This is a genomic window from Citrobacter sp. BDA59-3, assembly GCF_015167655.1.
Taxonomy (GTDB): Bacteria; Pseudomonadota; Gammaproteobacteria; order Enterobacterales; family Enterobacteriaceae; genus Phytobacter; species Phytobacter diazotrophicus.
This window is the reverse complement of the sequence record NZ_CP063427.1, coordinates 2,933,656-2,947,816: the sequence shown is the minus strand read 5'-3', so window position 1 is coordinate 2,947,816 and position 14,161 is coordinate 2,933,656. Positions and strand designations below refer to the sequence as shown.

The 14,161-nt window shown below is 55.1% G+C and carries 14 protein-coding genes; 11 read left to right on the top strand and 3 right to left on the bottom strand.

Annotation, left to right across the window (positions count from 1 at the left end; all coding sequences use genetic code 11):
* Positions 1-30 precede the first annotated feature (30 nt).
* From IP582_RS13805 to IP582_RS13785, 5 genes are read left to right on the top strand one after another with little or no spacing between them, the layout of a single operon-like run.
* Entirely contained in the window at positions 31-942 is a 912-nt protein-coding gene (locus tag IP582_RS13805; RefSeq protein ID WP_193796276.1) for an iron-siderophore ABC transporter substrate-binding protein, read from the top strand.
* Positions 939-1,925 (top strand): iron ABC transporter permease, encoded by a 987-nt coding sequence (locus IP582_RS13800; protein WP_193793518.1) that lies wholly within the window; start codon positions 939-941, stop codon positions 1,923-1,925. Before IP582_RS13805 ends, IP582_RS13800 begins: the two co-directional genes overlap by 4 nt.
* Entirely contained in the window at positions 1,915-2,946 is a 1,032-nt protein-coding gene (locus IP582_RS13795) for an iron chelate uptake ABC transporter family permease subunit (RefSeq protein ID WP_193793517.1), read from the top strand. Before IP582_RS13800 ends, IP582_RS13795 begins: the two co-directional genes overlap by 11 nt.
* Positions 2,947-2,960: 14 nt before the next feature.
* Positions 2,961-3,755, top strand: a complete 795-nt coding sequence (locus IP582_RS13790; protein ID WP_370551771.1) for an ABC transporter ATP-binding protein — start codon at positions 2,961-2,963, stop codon at positions 3,753-3,755.
* On the top strand, positions 3,742-4,494 hold the full coding sequence (locus IP582_RS13785; RefSeq protein ID WP_193793515.1) for an IucA/IucC family C-terminal-domain containing protein: 753 nt from the start codon (positions 3,742-3,744) through the stop codon (positions 4,492-4,494). The genes IP582_RS13790 and IP582_RS13785 overlap by 14 nt, the downstream gene beginning before the upstream one ends.
* 71 nt (positions 4,495-4,565) lie before the next feature.
* On the opposite strand, the gene IP582_RS13780 is transcribed toward IP582_RS13785, so the two are convergent.
* Positions 4,566-6,143, bottom strand: coding sequence for an EAL domain-containing protein (locus IP582_RS13780; RefSeq protein ID WP_193793514.1), 1,578 nt, complete (start codon positions 6,141-6,143; stop codon positions 4,566-4,568).
* 307 nt (positions 6,144-6,450) lie between these two features.
* Positions 6,451-6,732 carry a flagellar transcriptional regulator FlhD gene (locus IP582_RS13775; protein ID WP_052249241.1) on the bottom strand — a complete coding sequence of 94 codons (282 nt, stop codon included), beginning with the start codon at positions 6,730-6,732 and terminating at the stop codon, positions 6,451-6,453.
* Between the two features lie 604 nt (positions 6,733-7,336).
* Between IP582_RS13775 and IP582_RS13770 the strand changes: the two genes are divergently transcribed.
* From IP582_RS13770 to IP582_RS13745, 6 genes are all read left to right on the top strand, one after another.
* On the top strand, positions 7,337-8,293 hold the full coding sequence (locus IP582_RS13770; RefSeq protein ID WP_193793513.1) for a TauD/TfdA family dioxygenase: 957 nt from the start codon (positions 7,337-7,339) through the stop codon (positions 8,291-8,293).
* Complete coding sequence (locus tag IP582_RS13765; RefSeq protein ID WP_039078832.1) at positions 8,280-9,608, top strand: ABC transporter substrate-binding protein; 1,329 nt, start codon at positions 8,280-8,282, stop codon at positions 9,606-9,608. Before IP582_RS13770 ends, IP582_RS13765 begins: the two co-directional genes overlap by 14 nt.
* Before the next feature lie 215 nt (positions 9,609-9,823).
* Entirely contained in the window at positions 9,824-10,726 is a 903-nt protein-coding gene (locus tag IP582_RS13760; protein ID WP_193793512.1) for a carbohydrate ABC transporter permease, read from the top strand.
* Positions 10,704-11,573 (top strand): carbohydrate ABC transporter permease, encoded by an 870-nt coding sequence (locus IP582_RS13755; protein ID WP_228007894.1) that lies wholly within the window; start codon positions 10,704-10,706, stop codon positions 11,571-11,573. The genes IP582_RS13760 and IP582_RS13755 overlap by 23 nt, the downstream gene beginning before the upstream one ends.
* Before the next feature lie 2 nt (positions 11,574-11,575).
* Positions 11,576-12,637, top strand: coding sequence for an ABC transporter ATP-binding protein (locus IP582_RS13750; RefSeq protein ID WP_110296313.1), 1,062 nt, complete (start codon positions 11,576-11,578; stop codon positions 12,635-12,637).
* A 270-nt stretch (positions 12,638-12,907) separates the two neighbouring features.
* Positions 12,908-13,669 carry an SDR family NAD(P)-dependent oxidoreductase gene (locus IP582_RS13745; protein WP_193793511.1) on the top strand — a complete coding sequence of 254 codons (762 nt, stop codon included), beginning with the start codon at positions 12,908-12,910 and terminating at the stop codon, positions 13,667-13,669.
* Positions 13,670-13,677: 8 nt separating this feature from the next.
* Here IP582_RS13745 and umuD read toward each other — a convergent pair whose 3' ends face one another.
* Positions 13,678-14,100, bottom strand: coding sequence for a translesion error-prone DNA polymerase V autoproteolytic subunit (gene umuD / locus IP582_RS13740; RefSeq protein WP_193793510.1), 423 nt, complete (start codon positions 14,098-14,100; stop codon positions 13,678-13,680).
* Positions 14,101-14,161: the final 61 nt, after the last annotated feature.

The following is a 14,161-nucleotide window of genomic DNA, read 5'->3' as shown; positions in this document are numbered from 1 at the left end:
AGACCGCCCCTTTCCGGGGCGGTATCAATGATGATGAAAAACACATTCTCATTTTCTCTGACGCGCCGCCGCGCGCTCCAGTCGCTGTTGCTGGGTGTTGTCTCACCGACGCTGTTTGCCCGTCAACCGGCCGCGCCGCGCGCCGTGTCACTTTTCCAGGGAGCGACCGACAGCATGGCTGCGCTGGGTGCCACACCCGCTGGCATTGTTGAGTCCTGGACGGAGAAACCGGTTTATCGTTATTTGCGCCCGCAGCTCTCCGGCGTACCACAGCTCGGGCTTGAGACGCAGCCTGCGCTGGAAAAAATCGTATTGCTCAACCCGGACATTATTTTTGCCTCCCGCTTCCGTCACCAGGATGTCGCGCCGCTGTTGCAAAAAATTGCCCCTGTAGCGCTGCTTGATGATGTCTTTGAGTTCAAAAAAACACTGAGGGTCGTGGCAGAAAAGCTGGCGATGAAAAGCGCCGCGGCACAACTGCTTGAGCGCTGGGATGCGCGCGTTGCCACGCTGCGTAACCTTATCCGGACGCGATTTGATACGGCGAACGGCCCGCAGGTTTCGGTGATTGAGGTGCGCCCTGATCATATTCGTAGCTACGTTGCGCAAAGCTTTCCGGGCTCGGTGATGTCCGAACTGGGTTTTGCCTGGAGTGAACAGGCGATGCAGGCGCAAAGCGCTTCGTTACGTTTCTCCGGCATGGAGAATATTCCTTTACTCGACGCTGATATCTTTTTCATTTTACTGCGCGCTAACAGTCCGGCGATTGCCCGGCAGTATCAAATACTCACGGCACATCCGCTCTGGCAGCAACTGCGGGCGGTGAGAGCGGGACAATTATGGGTCGTGGACAGCGTGCCCTGGAGTTTGTCCGGCGGCATTCTGGGGGCGAATCAAATCCTCAACGATGTGGAATATGCGCTACTCAGGGGGCGAGCATGAGAGGGCGATTTCTGCTCTGTGGCCTGTTACTGGTGGTGATGGCGGTAGTCAGTATGATGACAGGTACCCGCTTTTATACCTTCGCGCAGTTAACAAATGCGCTGTTACAGGCGGACCCAACCAGCGCGGTGGATACCATTATTCGCACCTCACGTTTGCCACGTACCCTGCTGGCAATGGGGGTAGGTGCTTTTCTGGCGGTGGCGGGCGGCTTGATGCAGGCATTAACCCGCAACCCGTTAGCCGCGCCGGGGCTGTTTGGCGTTAATGCCGGTGCGGCGTTGATGATTGTGCTGGTGGGCAGTTTTTTCGCCATTAGCTCCCCCTGGGTCACATTGTGTCTGGCGTTTACCGGCGCGTTTGCCACCGGCACGCTGGTCTGGTTGACCAGCCGCATTAGCAAAGGCCCGCTCAATCCACTGCGCCTGGTGCTGGCAGGTGTTGCCATTACCGCGCTGTGTAACGCCTTTACTCAGGCGATACTCGTTATTGACCAGGAAACGCTCGATACCATGCTGTTCTGGCTGGCGGGCAGTCTTGCTGGAAATGATCTTGTGCATCTGTACCCGGTACTGCTCCCTGGCGTGCTGTTGGTGGTCGCTGCCTGCCTGTTCGCCGGGCAAATGAACGTGCTGAACGCTGGCGAAGAGATCGCCCGTGGGCTCGGGCTCAACATCGCACTGGTACGGTTGCTGGCAAGCGTCCTGGTGATTGGACTGGCGGGCTGCGCGGTAGCGCTGGCGGGCAATATCGGCTTTGTCGGGCTTATTGTGCCGCATATCGCCCGCCAGTTGTTTGGCAGCGATCTGCGCCAGTCGCTCCCGGCCAGTGCCGTGCTCGGTGCTTTGCTGCTGCTGGGCGCAGACATTGCCGCCCGGGTTGTGATTTTGCCGCAGGAGGTTCCGGTGGGGGTGATGACGGCGCTCATGGGCGCGCCGTTCTTTATTTTGCTGGCGCAGCGCAGGGGGAACCATGCCGGATAGCCAACTTTTCCGTGTGGGGCCCTTTTCACGCCAGTTCTCGCCGCGTTTGCTGCCAGTATTGCTGGCTTGTTTACTCATCACCATGCTCGTCACCCTTGTGGCGCTGAGTATCGGCGATGTAGCGATTTCGCTGCCGCAAACCTTTTGGCTCCTGTTCCAGCCTGACGCCCGTCCGCAGAGTTTTATTCTGCATGAGTTACGTTTACCGCGCGTGGCGCTGGCGCTACTGGCCGGAGGCGGGTTAGGAATGGCCGGGCTCATCATGCAAACGCTGGTACGTAACCCGCTGGCCTCGCCGGATACCCTGGGCGTAACGACCGGAGCAAGCGCCGGTGCGCTGATATGGCTCTCCTTTTTCAGCCTGCAATACGGCAGCGCAGGGATGCCCTGGGCGGCGATGGCAGGCGCGGCCTGCGCTGTTGGGCTGATTTTCCTGCTCTCCTGGCGTAAAGGGCTCACGCCGCTGCGCCTGATTCTGACCGGTGTCGGTGTCTCGGCGCTGGCAGGGGCGGTCGTCACGTTAGTTCTGGTCTTTAGCCCGCTTACCACCACCTTTTCCGCCTGGGTGTGGCTAAGCGGCAGCGTCTATGCCGCGACCTGGGAGAAGGTGCTAAGGCTGCTGACGATTTATCTCTGGGCACTTCCGGTGGTGGTTTTTTTGCTGCGCTACCTGAAAACGTTGCAATTGCATGATGAGCTGGCGACCGGACTCGGCGTGCGAGTACATCCCCTGCGGGTGCTGTTGTTGCTCGGTTGCGTGGTGCTCTCCGGCGGGGCGATTGCGCTGGTGGGGGCAATGGCTTTTGTCGGTCTGATAGCGCCGCACATTGCCAGGCGGGTGATGCGTCAGGGCTTTTTTGGTCAGGCCTTTGTTACCGTTTGCTGTGGGGGCTGCATGGTGACCACCGCCGATCTGCTGGCCCGAACCCTGTTTCGGCCCGCTGATATTCCGGCCGGGGTTTTTGTGGAGCTGGCCGGTGCGCCGTTCTTTTTATGGCTGCTTATCCGGCAGCGAACGTAACCGATGAGGAAAACGTGTCTCTCACAACGCAAAAGCTGAGCATCAGCTACCACCAGCAACAGGTGATCGATTCGCTGGATTTAGCCCTGCCAGCGGCAAAAGTGTCGGTGCTGATTGGCAGCAACGGCTGCGGTAAAAGCACGCTGCTTAAAGCCATGGCGCGACTGCTGACGCCACAGTCAGGGACGGTCATTCTTGATGGCGCGGACATTCACACCAGCAATACGGCGCAGATTGCCCGCCAACTGGCCATCTTGCCGCAAACCCCCGTCGCACCGGAGGGTATCACCGTGCGTCAACTGGTCAGCCTCGGGCGTTTTCCTTACCAGAACTGGCTGCGACAGTGGTCAGCGGAAGATGAACAGCAGGTGGAGGAGGCGTTACGCCTGACGGGAACCTCCGCTCTGCAACATCGCCCGGTGGATGCGTTATCCGGCGGGCAGCGTCAACGGGTATGGATTGCCATGACGCTGGCACAGGCGACAAACACCGTGTTACTGGACGAGCCCACAACCTACCTTGACCTGGCGCATCAGATTGAGATTCTGGAACTGTTGCGCGGCCTCAATCAGCTGCAGGGCAAAACCATTGTGATGGTACTGCACGACCTGAACCTGGCCTGTCGTTATGCCGATCACCTGGTGGCCGTACATCAAGGCCGGGTGTATGCGCAAGGGGCGCCAAAGCAGATCATGACGGAAGCTCTGGTGAACAAGGTGTTTAATTTGCGCTGTCGGATTATTGACGATCCTTTCTTCCATACGCCGTTGTGCATTCCTTTTCCGGGAGAATCGCATGCTGACGAGTGAGGAACATACGTACCTGCAAACCGTGTTTCGCCTGCGCTCACTCGCACAGGCAGACTGGCGAAGCGTGCCGGGCGAGGCACTGCGGGATGCGCAAACCTGTCGGGAGGTACTTGCGCGCGTGATGCCGCTTATCGGTGCGCCGGACCTGGCGATTGCCGCGTCGCTTTTCGCCAAAAGAGTGGCATTTCTCGCATCCGGAAGTGTGCTTTACGCGATGAGTGTGTTTGATAAAGGCCTGCCGTTATCACTCACGGCGTGTCGACTGGAATATGCGCACGATAACGGTTTGTGGACATCGTCGTTGCCAGCCGATATTACGGCGACGGGGTACGCCCCAGGTGCGCGTGATGCGTGGCGTGAAACCGTTGTCAGTACCTTATTCAGAACGTTTTTCGCGCCGCTGTGGCAGAGCCTGTCACAGGTGAGCGGTTTGCCGGAGCACATTCTCTGGGAAAATACCGCTGTGCGGGTCTACTCCTTATATCAGGGACGGATGGAGGGGCTTAGCGCCGATCAGGAGAAGCGCCAACAGGCGGATTTTGCCTGGCTGCTGGAAGAGGGTGACCCGTCACTGTTTGGCCTGCCATGGAACCCGTTAAGACGTTTTCGTCGGCCCCTGCAAAAAGACGTGGCGGGAAACAGGGTGCGCTTTCGCCGCACCTGCTGTTTTTATTACAAAACGGTGCAACCTGTGGAGTTTTGTCACAATTGCCCGCTGTGTAAGGCAACGTCGTTCTAGATTGCGTGCGCAGCGGTTATGGGCGGGAGCTTAGTGGTATCATACAGCGCGGGCCTGCCAGGGCGAAAAACTCAGGCAGGCAATGAGCCGCAGGGACCGGTAAGGACGCTACGGAGTTCGCTTAAAGGAACCGCTTTTGCAAAGTACCACCCCTGCGCGCAGCCTCCCGGTACGTTATCTTTCAAAAACTGATACTGTATGTCTGTCTCCACCCCTTCAAAGACCACTATTTTAGGTATGCTTTTAAACATCTCTATCAAACCAGGAAGAATATCTTTATTGGTGGATTCTGTTCCTATTGAATCCGTTATCGACTTATCAATCTTAATTTCGCCCACGTCAAGCAAGGAAAGCCAGTTCAGGTTTGAATAACCGGTTCCGAAATCGTCGAGGGCAAACATAATACCGGTCCCCTTAAAAAGGTCCATCGAACGCTTAATATCTTCTGTACCGGAACTTTGCCTTTCTGTAATTTCAAGAATGATCGATTCGCCTGCAACGTTTTCATCTTTTAACGTGCTGAGTAGTTTTTCACGAAACTCCTCCGAGCAGATGTCCGCGCAACTGACGTTGATGCTAAGGGTGATATCGCTGTTCTGCAGTATCGGCGCACACTCTCTAATGGAATGCTCAACCACATACAGGCTAATCTTATTTATTAAGCCATTTTTTTCCGCAAGAGGAATAAATATATCCGGGCCGATACGTCCGATTTGAGGATCCGTCCAGCGTAACAATACCTCGACGCCAGTTATTTGGCGGTCTTTAAGCCTGTAGATGGGTTGATAGACAAAATGCAGCTCGCGGTTTTCGATTGCGTGTTTCAGTCGGGAAAGTAAAGACTCTTTATGTGACACGTTATTAACGTACAGCGCGCCAATCAACAGACCGATGATAAGCGATGCACTAAACAGAGAAATCAGGATATACAGATTGTTTTTGAAAAATAAAGGAAGTGATGTCCCGGCAATAACGCAAATGTCATTCGTACTATTACAGGCATGCTCCGTAAAATACAACCAGAAATGTGCTTTGTTATGTTCTACAGACTCCAGTAATTGTGTGTTTTTCCCAATCATAAAAAAATGATTTTCATGTTTGAAATCACCTATGATGGCATCAAAATCCATCTTATTGGCTTCCTCCCAAAAACGCTGGAAGGCAAAAGGTGACACCGTTATGGCGAAATTACTGGTATAAAAGACGTCTGCCGTAATGTTTTCTTCAATCTGCGCATCAAAGACCCACGTATAGCTCCCCCGGTTGACCTTATTTCTGAACATGTTCAACGAAAGGGGCGCGTTCAGTTTTCCCCAGAGGGCCGAACAGACAATTTTCTCATCCTCAACATAGGCGATATCTTTAATAAGGGGGTAAGGCCACAGCCGTTTACGCAGCGCCTGCTGGTATTGAGCACTGCATGGTTCATAGACCGCAAACTCTTGTCGCAGCCCATCAATCAGTTTAACTTGCGAAATAAGGCTATTGCTGCGTGTCAGAATGGATTCAGCATAATCTTCCAGTTTTTCATGGGTATAGATATAGTACACCCCCAGGCCTGCGCCATACAGGGCACCGAAGGTTAACACTATGGATAATGCGTAAATGCCGATCCTGTGGTGGAGAGTTCTCAGTATTTGCAGTGGCATTGTTGACAACATTCCCCTGTCTTTATGGTTATCCAACGTGCACGCTCGGTACAGTATTAACCTTCTCTCAGTCATGCTCTCAGACCTGAGAGGTAAACCGCACTTATCGTGATTATCGGCCATACTCCCCGGGACTTTATCTGTTATCGCTGTTCATTCCTGCGACCTTCGTCAACACCAGTGGAATGGCGCCATGAATTGCAAAAAAGTAGCCTTTCAAAGGTGAATGTTAAAAAGAGTGATTCCCGTAAAGATTCTCAAAGCAATACAATATTCGACACCCGCAAATATTTAAAAGAGAAATATCTTAACGCCGACGCTGAGATTGACCGTGAATGGCCTGAGCACCGGTCGGTTCAGCAAGGGGAGTGATCAGGTTTGGTTTAACTTTAATGATGCACTGATTTGTCTGCGCCAGCGCGAGTATTTGCGTGGCGGTTAGTTGCTTAACCGTCTGAATTAATTCAATGTCCATGTTTAAAAAGCTTTCGGCTTGTTTGGCATCTTCAGTTGCTACGCGTTGTGCCAGTAAAAGATATGACAAATTAAGATTGTGAATTTCTTTAAGGACAGAAACTTGTGTGGTCATTTATACGCCGGATTAAGAAACGGAAGAGAGAGGTGTTCACCAGGAAAACCCGCTGCTGTTATGATACATGCAAAATACAACTTTCGTGTGAAAATTTACATTATTTTCACAATGCGGTTATATCTGCCTGGAAATTATTTTTTTTGCATGGCATTATTAAAGTGATTTAATAATGAAAGTCATTCGCGTTGGCGTTACGGAAATTATGTTTCTATAACAGAGAAAACCTGATGGCTGGCTAATATGCTATTAGCCGTTTTTAACGGCATCTTCACGGTCCTGGCTGTTGCCCAGGGCACGCTTCGCGCACCAGATGCGCTCCATGTTCATCCGGCACATCTATATTCACTTTATAACGATCTTATTCCCATATTTCGCATATACGAAAGCGAGGTGTTATGGTCACTTAATCTGACCAGGATCAAAAACTATTCCCCTTAATTAATATAAAAATGCATGATGTTCCGCCACCCACCATTCTAATTCTGTTTTTCAACTTAGCTTACTCAGGAACGGTTAATATATTTATTACCAAAAAATCTTTTTAGTCACACTTCGTTTATTACTAGAGTTGATTTCCGGACAATTTTGAAGGAAAACAACCATGACCTCAACCCAGCGCATTGCCCGTCACGATACTGATTTACTGGACATTTACCCCGTTGCCGGAAATATTGGCGCGGAGATACGCAATATTTCGCTTTCGGCTGATCTTGATGATAACCATATTCAGCAAATTGAAAATGCACTCGTAAAATATAAGGTTTTATTCTTCCGTAAACAGCATCATTTGACCGATGAAGCCCATCAGGCCTTCGGTGCGCGTCTGGGTAAGATCGTGGCGCATCCTACGGTGCCGTCGCCTGCGGGCACCAAATTGTTCGAGCTGGATGCCTCCAAAGGTGGTGGTCGGGCTGACTCCTGGCACACTGATGTCACCTTTGTGGATGCTTTCCCGAAAATATCCATTCTGCGCGGTGTCACCATCCCGGAATATGGTGGTGATACCGTCTGGGCGAATACCGCATTAGCCTATGAATTATTGCCGGAATCGTTAAAACAATTTGTCGGCACACTGCGCGCTATTCACAGTAATAATTACGACTACGGCGCAGAACGTATTGTCACCGAAGAACATCGCCTTAATCACCATAAAAATGTTTTTGTCTCTTCCGTATGGGAAGCGGAACATCCGGTAGTACATGTTCATCCGGTAACCGGCGAGCGCGCCTTATTACTTGGTCACTTTGTGAAAAAACTGGTCGGCTTTAACAGCCGTGAATCGGCGCAGCTTTTTGAATTACTGCAAAATCGTATTACTCGCCTGGAAAATACCGTGCGCTGGCAGTGGCAGCAGGACGATGTGGTTATCTGGGATAACCGCAGCACTCAGCATTACGCCGTCAATGATTATGGCAACCAGCCACGTCTGGTCCGTCGCGTCACTATTGAAGGCGAACCGGCCGTCGCCATTGACGGCAGCCGTAGCCGCACCGTAACTCGTCCGCAGGATGCCGTAAACGAAACCCCAGACAGGGAAGTGAACTATGCAGCGTCGTGATTTACTCAAGGCTATGGCGGCGTTCGGGGTCTACAGCATGATCCCGGCTATCGCGCGGGGGGCAAATGTGGCCCGCAAATATGATGGCGTGACGCTCAATGTCTCCACCTTCAGTACCGCCTGGCCGCAACTGATTCGCCAGTGGCTGCCGGAATTTGAAGCCCTGACCGGGGCAAAAGTGCAGCTCGATACGCCTGCTTTCCCGGTTTACAACCAGCGTGCCGACCTGGAACTGTCGACACGCGGATCGGCCTATGACGTGGTCAACGTCACCTTTATCTACACCAGCCGCTGGATCAACGCGGGTTGGCTGACCCCGTTGGATGAGTTTGTCGCCAATCCCAATCTCACGCCGGCTGACTGGGGGTTACAGGATTTTCTGCCTGCTACCCTGGCGGCGGAAACCGGACGCGATGGCAAATTGTACGGCATCCCTTATGTGGTGGAAGCCATGCTGACCGGGGCCTCACGCTATGATCTGATTCAACAGGCCGGGCTGGCATTCCCGAAAACCACCGATGATCTGGTGAAGGTTCTACAGGCGGTGAACAAGAAAGAGCGCGTCGCCGGGTATGTCACCGACAATCACTATGGCTGGACCTTTATTCCCTATCTGCAGGCCTTTGGCGGCAACGTGTTCCGCGCGCCGCCGGATGACCTGTTCCCGACGCTGGATACCCCGGAAGCGGTGCAGGCGGCTGACTATTTTGCCCGCCTTATTCGCGAGTTTGGCCCGAACGGCGGCATCACCTATACCGCCGACCAGTCCTTGCAGGCGCTAAAACAGGGAAGGGTGAACCTCTCTGACGCCAGCCAGACCTACCTCGCACAACTGGGCAATGCGGAAAGCTCGCGCACTCTGAACACGGCTCATTTTGGCCCAATGGTCAACGGGCCAAAAGGGTGGTTCCCCGGCATGGCGACCCATGCGCTGGGTATCCCGGCAGGTTCGAAAAATAAAGAGGCGGCGTGGGCGTTTATCCAGTGGGCGCTTTCGAAACAGAACACGGCACGCACGCTGGCCGCCGGATACGGTTCACCGACCCGGCGCAGCGATATCGACTCGCCGGTGTTCCGTTCTAAGCAGGTGATCAACGGCGTCGATCTGGCGCAGCTTTCCATTGATGCCATCGACCAGGCGGGCAAGGGCGGTTACATGAAATACCGCACCGTGGAGTTTTATCCGCAGGTTGACCAGCAATTGAACAAAGCCATTGCGCTTATTGCCTCCGGCCAGCTTTCGGCAAAAGAGGCGATGGCCCAGGCGCAGGCCGGGACGATTGCGGATTTAAAACGCGCCGGGGCGAAGATTTAGAGCCTGAATACAGGCTATTTTATTTGTCATTTTGGCCCTGGGCAGGGCTCACACAAAACGCATAGCGTTTTGAACGCCCGTTAGGGCGGCCCGGAGGGTGTGCGAAGCTAATAATCCTCACGTACTTCAAGTACGCTCCGGTTGTTCCGCGCTGTCCGGGTCCAAACTGCCTGCAACAATTACGCCTGTAGTTCAGGCTCTATGGAATTGAAACGATGGCACAACTCAAAAGCTGGCGTCAACGCCAGCATTACGCCTGGCTGCTGGGGTTATCGCCGTCGCTTGTGGTGCTGACGCTGTTAACCCTGGTCCCGGCGGCGGCGCTGCTGGTCACCAGCCTCACGCCGTTCAGCCTGACTAACCCGGAAGCGACATTCACCTTTAGCAACCCACTGGTGAACTATCAGCAGTTGCTGCATGACGACCGCTTTCTCAACTCGCTGGTGACGCAGCTTAAGCTATCGGTGGTGAGCGTTTTCTTCCAGGTGCTGATCGGACTGCTGCTGGCGCTGCTGCTGAATGGCTCATCGCGGCTGCTCAACGGGGTGCGTACTTTGTTGCTCATCCCTATGGTACTGCCGCCGATTATCGTGGCGCTGATCTGGAAAATTATCTACACCCCGGACATCAGCCCGCTGCACCAGATTCTGGAGCGCATCAACCTGCCTCTGAACTCGCTTATCGCCAACCCGGACACCGCGCTGTGGGCGATAGTGGTGGCCGACGTCTGGCAGTGGTTTCCGTTCACCATGTTGATGGTGCTGGCGGCCCTGCAAATGGTGCCCAGTGAACCGCGCGAAGCGGCAAGCCTCGACGGTGCCTCGTCATTCAACATCTTCCGCTACATCGTATTGCCGCACCTCAAACCGGTACTGGCGGTGTGCGTTCTGTTTCGTCTGATCGACAGCTTCAAAGCCTTTCCGCTGATTTACATCCTCACGGACGGCGGACCGGGCTCGGTGACAGAAGTCACTAACTACTACGGTTTTATTCAGGCTTTTAACTTTTCCTGGTGGGGATACGGCAGCGCCATCGCGGTGGTGATCCTGGTCGGGGTGTTTATTTTAAGCTGGCTGATTGGCCGTGCGGGGTGGAATGATGACAGTACAGCACACTGATGAACGCCGTCCGCTCGCGCTCACCGTTACGCGGCGCAAAAAGTGGCGTTTCAAAGGCAAGCGCACGCTGGCGGCGTTACTGCTGCTGGTGTTGTTTCTCGCACCTTTCCTGTGGATGGTCATCATGTCGTTGCGCCCGTCGATGGATGCGTTCGACCTGACGCTGTTTTTCACGCCCACGCTGGAGGCGTATCGCCAGTTGATTGCCGGGAATTTCCTGCAGCCGTTTGGCAACAGCCTGATGGTCAGCGTGATTTCCACGGTATTTTCGCTCCTGCTCGGCGTACCTGCCGCCTGGGTGCTGACGCGCTGGCGTTTTCGCGCCCGTCGTTATGTGGCGCTGTGGATCCTGGTGACGCGCATGGCGCCCCCCATCGCCTTTACCATTCCGTTCTTTCTCGCCTTTCGCTGGCTTGGCCTGCAGGACACCATTATCGGACTGGCGCTTGTCTATCTCACCTTTAACCTGGCGGTCGTTATCTGGCTGATGCAGACCTTCTTTGCCGCCATTCCGGTCACGCTGGAAGAGGCGGCGTGGATGGATGGCTGCTCCCTGTGGGGCAGTTTCTGGCGGGTGTCGCTGCCGCTGGTTAAACCGGGCCTCGCGGCGACTGCCATTCTCTGTTTCATCTTCTCGTGGAACGACTTTTTCTACGCCCTGATTTTAACCCGTACTAACGCCATTACCGCCCCGGTCGCCATTGTGAATTTTCTGCAATACGAAGGGTGGGAGTGGAGCAAAATCGCCGCCAGCGGCACGCTGGTGATGTTGCCGGTGGTTGCCTTCACCCTGCTGGTGCGGCGCTATCTGGTACAGGGCTTAACCGCTGGTGGACTTAAGGATTAATAATGGCAACCCTGACACTCAACAACATCGCAAAACGTTTTAACGGGCAGACCATTATCCCTGGTCTGGATTTGACCATTCACCACGGCGAATTTATTGCCCTGGTGGGGCCGTCCGGCTGTGGAAAATCAACGCTGCTGCGTATGATTGCCGGGCTGGAGGGTATCGACGGCGGCGAGCTGATTCTGGACGGCGAGGTGATTAACGATCTCTCGCCCCAGGAGCGTAACATGGCGATGGTCTTTCAGAACTACGCGCTCTATCCGCACATGACGGTGGCGGATAACCTCGGTTTCTCGCTCAAAATGCAGGGCGTGGCGAAGGCGAAAATTGACAGCCAGGTGCGCCAGGCCGCCGACACGTTAGGGCTGACGCCGCTGCTGGCGCGTAAACCGTCGCAGCTTTCCGGCGGGCAGCGCCAGCGTGTGGCAATGGGCCGCGCGATCCTGCGCCATCCGCGTCTGTTCCTGTTTGATGAGCCGCTCTCTAACCTCGACGCCAAACTGCGCGTGGAGCTGCGCACTGAAATCAAGGCGCTGCATCAGCGGCTTAACACCACCATGATTTACGTCACTCACGATCAGATTGAGGCCATGACCATGGCTGACCGTATCGTGGTGCTGCGCGACGGGCATATTGAGCAGGTGGGCACGCCGCTGGAGTTGTACGACCGCCCGGCCAACGCCTTTGTTGCGAGCTTTATCGGTTCGCCATCAATGAACCTGTTCACCGGACACGTGGAGCGGCCTGGCATCGTGATGACCGATGACGGCATTGCCCTGCCGGTAGCCCAGACGCCGGGGCTGGATATCGGGCAGCGAGTGCTCTATGGGGTGCGACCACAGCACTTTGTGCTGACGCCGGGGGCGTCGATCGATGCCCATGTCAACGTGGTGGAACCCACCGGTTCGGAAACGCAGATCCTACTCAATATCGGCCAGCAAAAAGTGACCACGCTGTTTCATCAGCGCGTGGCGGCACTGCCGGGTGAAACGTTGAAAATTCTGCCGGATGCCCGTCATGCTCATCTGTTTGATGCCGCAAGCGGCGTGCGACTCAATTAACGCTGAGGGAGGTAATGAACAGGAACGCGATTGTCTTTGGCGTCGATGGATTAATGATGCCGCCTGTCAAAAAGTCGCTGCCGCAACCGCGCCTGTAGAGTTATTGCGTGACGTTGTCACTTAATATCAGAGCCCATGGGTATGTCATCTTAACCCAGGGGGAGGAGCGCGACAGACGGGCGCAACCATTGCTTATCGGCCTGGCGTTAAACGCGCTACCCTCGACGGTTCTATAATGCAGGCGTTACTGGCGCCAGATGGGACAGAAAGATGACCGAACATCGTTATACCCGTTACGGGAGTTTGCAAAACAAAGTGGTGGTGATCACCGGCGGGGCCAGCGGGATTGGCGCGGATCTGGTGGCGGCGTTTCGCCAGCAGGAGAGCCGGGTACATTTTCTGGATATCGATATGACGGCGGGGAGTGCGCTGGCGCAGGCTCGTGGCGCCTGTTTTCATCCGGTCGATGTGCGAAATATTGCCGCGTTGCGCGAGGCAATCAACAACATTGCCGCCCGGGAAGGCCGCATTGATGTGCTGATCAATAACGCCGCCCGTGACGACCGGACCGATACCTTCACGGTGGAGCCGGAGGCCTGGCGCGAGAGCCTGGCGGTGAATCTTGACCACCAATTCTTTGCCAGTCAGGCCGTTGCCGCGCTGATGCAAAAAGGCGAGGGCGGCAACATCATTCTGACCAGCTCCACCAGCTTTATGAAGGGCAGACCGGGCATGTCCGGTTACACCACGTCAAAGGCGGCGATTGTCGGGCTAAGCCAGACGCTGGCGCGCGAACTGGGGCCATCGGGCATTCGCGTTAACTGCATCGTGCCGGGGGCGATTTCCACCCCACGTCAGCAGGCGCTGTGGCGCACGCCGGAATCCGAAAAGGAGATCCAGGCCATGCAGTCGCTGGATATCACCCTTGAAGGCCGGGACGTTGCCGCTATGGCGCTGTTTGTCGCCTCCGATGACGCCCGTGGCTGTACCGGGGGGCTCTTTTTTATCGACGCCGGTATCCGCCTGGTGTGACCGCATCTTCACCCCCGCACGCTGGCCGCGCGCACGTGCAGGGCGCGCCGGGGCGTCGTGATGATAGTGGTGACGACGCCCACAATATGCGCGCCTTCCTCCTCATCAATGTATACCGTGCGATAGTTTTCGTTCTCTGCCACCAGGCGCGGCGGTGAGAGGCGTAAACGCCGGACGGTAAAACCGCTCAGCAGGCGGGCGACGACGATATCGCCATCCGCCGGTTGCAGGCTGCTGTCCACCAACAGTAAGGAGCCGGGCAGGATCGCCGCGCCGCACATAGCATCGCTGGCGGTGCGCAGTACATAGGTTGCGGACGGGTGGCTAATCAAGTGTGCCACCAGGTCGATCGCGCCTTCGATGTAATCGGCCGCCGGGCTGGGAAAAGCGCTGGTTGTCATTGCATGTCGCTCCCACGTAATGGCAGGCATAAGGCTGCCTGACAAACCTGTAGACGTCCTGATAAAGGTGAGGCTTTCGCCGCTGAAACAT

Bases quoted from the DNA above. Each gene is read 5' to 3' on its own strand.
- IP582_RS13795 (WP_193793517.1), top strand. From the start codon at position 1,915: ATGCCGGATAGCCAACTTTTCCGTGTGGGGCCCTTTTCACGCCAGTTC.
- IP582_RS13800 (WP_193793518.1), top strand. From the start codon at position 939: ATGAGAGGGCGATTTCTGCTCTGTGGCCTGTTACTGGTGGTGATGGCG.
- IP582_RS13785 (WP_193793515.1), top strand. From the start codon at position 3,742: ATGCTGACGAGTGAGGAACATACGTACCTGCAAACCGTGTTTCGCCTG.
- IP582_RS13755 (WP_228007894.1), top strand. From the start codon at position 10,704: ATGATGACAGTACAGCACACTGATGAACGCCGTCCGCTCGCGCTCACC.
- umuD (WP_193793510.1), bottom strand. From the start codon at position 14,100: ATGCCTGCCATTACGTGGGAGCGACATGCAATGACAACCAGCGCTTTT.
- IP582_RS13765 (WP_039078832.1), top strand. From the start codon at position 8,280: ATGCAGCGTCGTGATTTACTCAAGGCTATGGCGGCGTTCGGGGTCTAC.
- IP582_RS13750 (WP_110296313.1), top strand. From the start codon at position 11,576: ATGGCAACCCTGACACTCAACAACATCGCAAAACGTTTTAACGGGCAG.
- IP582_RS13770 (WP_193793513.1), top strand. From the start codon at position 7,337: ATGACCTCAACCCAGCGCATTGCCCGTCACGATACTGATTTACTGGAC.
- IP582_RS13745 (WP_193793511.1), top strand. From the start codon at position 12,908: ATGACCGAACATCGTTATACCCGTTACGGGAGTTTGCAAAACAAAGTG.
- IP582_RS13775 (WP_052249241.1), bottom strand. From the start codon at position 6,732: ATGACCACACAAGTTTCTGTCCTTAAAGAAATTCACAATCTTAATTTG.
- IP582_RS13780 (WP_193793514.1), bottom strand. From the start codon at position 6,143: ATGCCACTGCAAATACTGAGAACTCTCCACCACAGGATCGGCATTTAC.
- IP582_RS13805 (WP_193796276.1), top strand. From the start codon at position 31: ATGATGAAAAACACATTCTCATTTTCTCTGACGCGCCGCCGCGCGCTC.
- IP582_RS13760 (WP_193793512.1), top strand. From the start codon at position 9,824: ATGGCACAACTCAAAAGCTGGCGTCAACGCCAGCATTACGCCTGGCTG.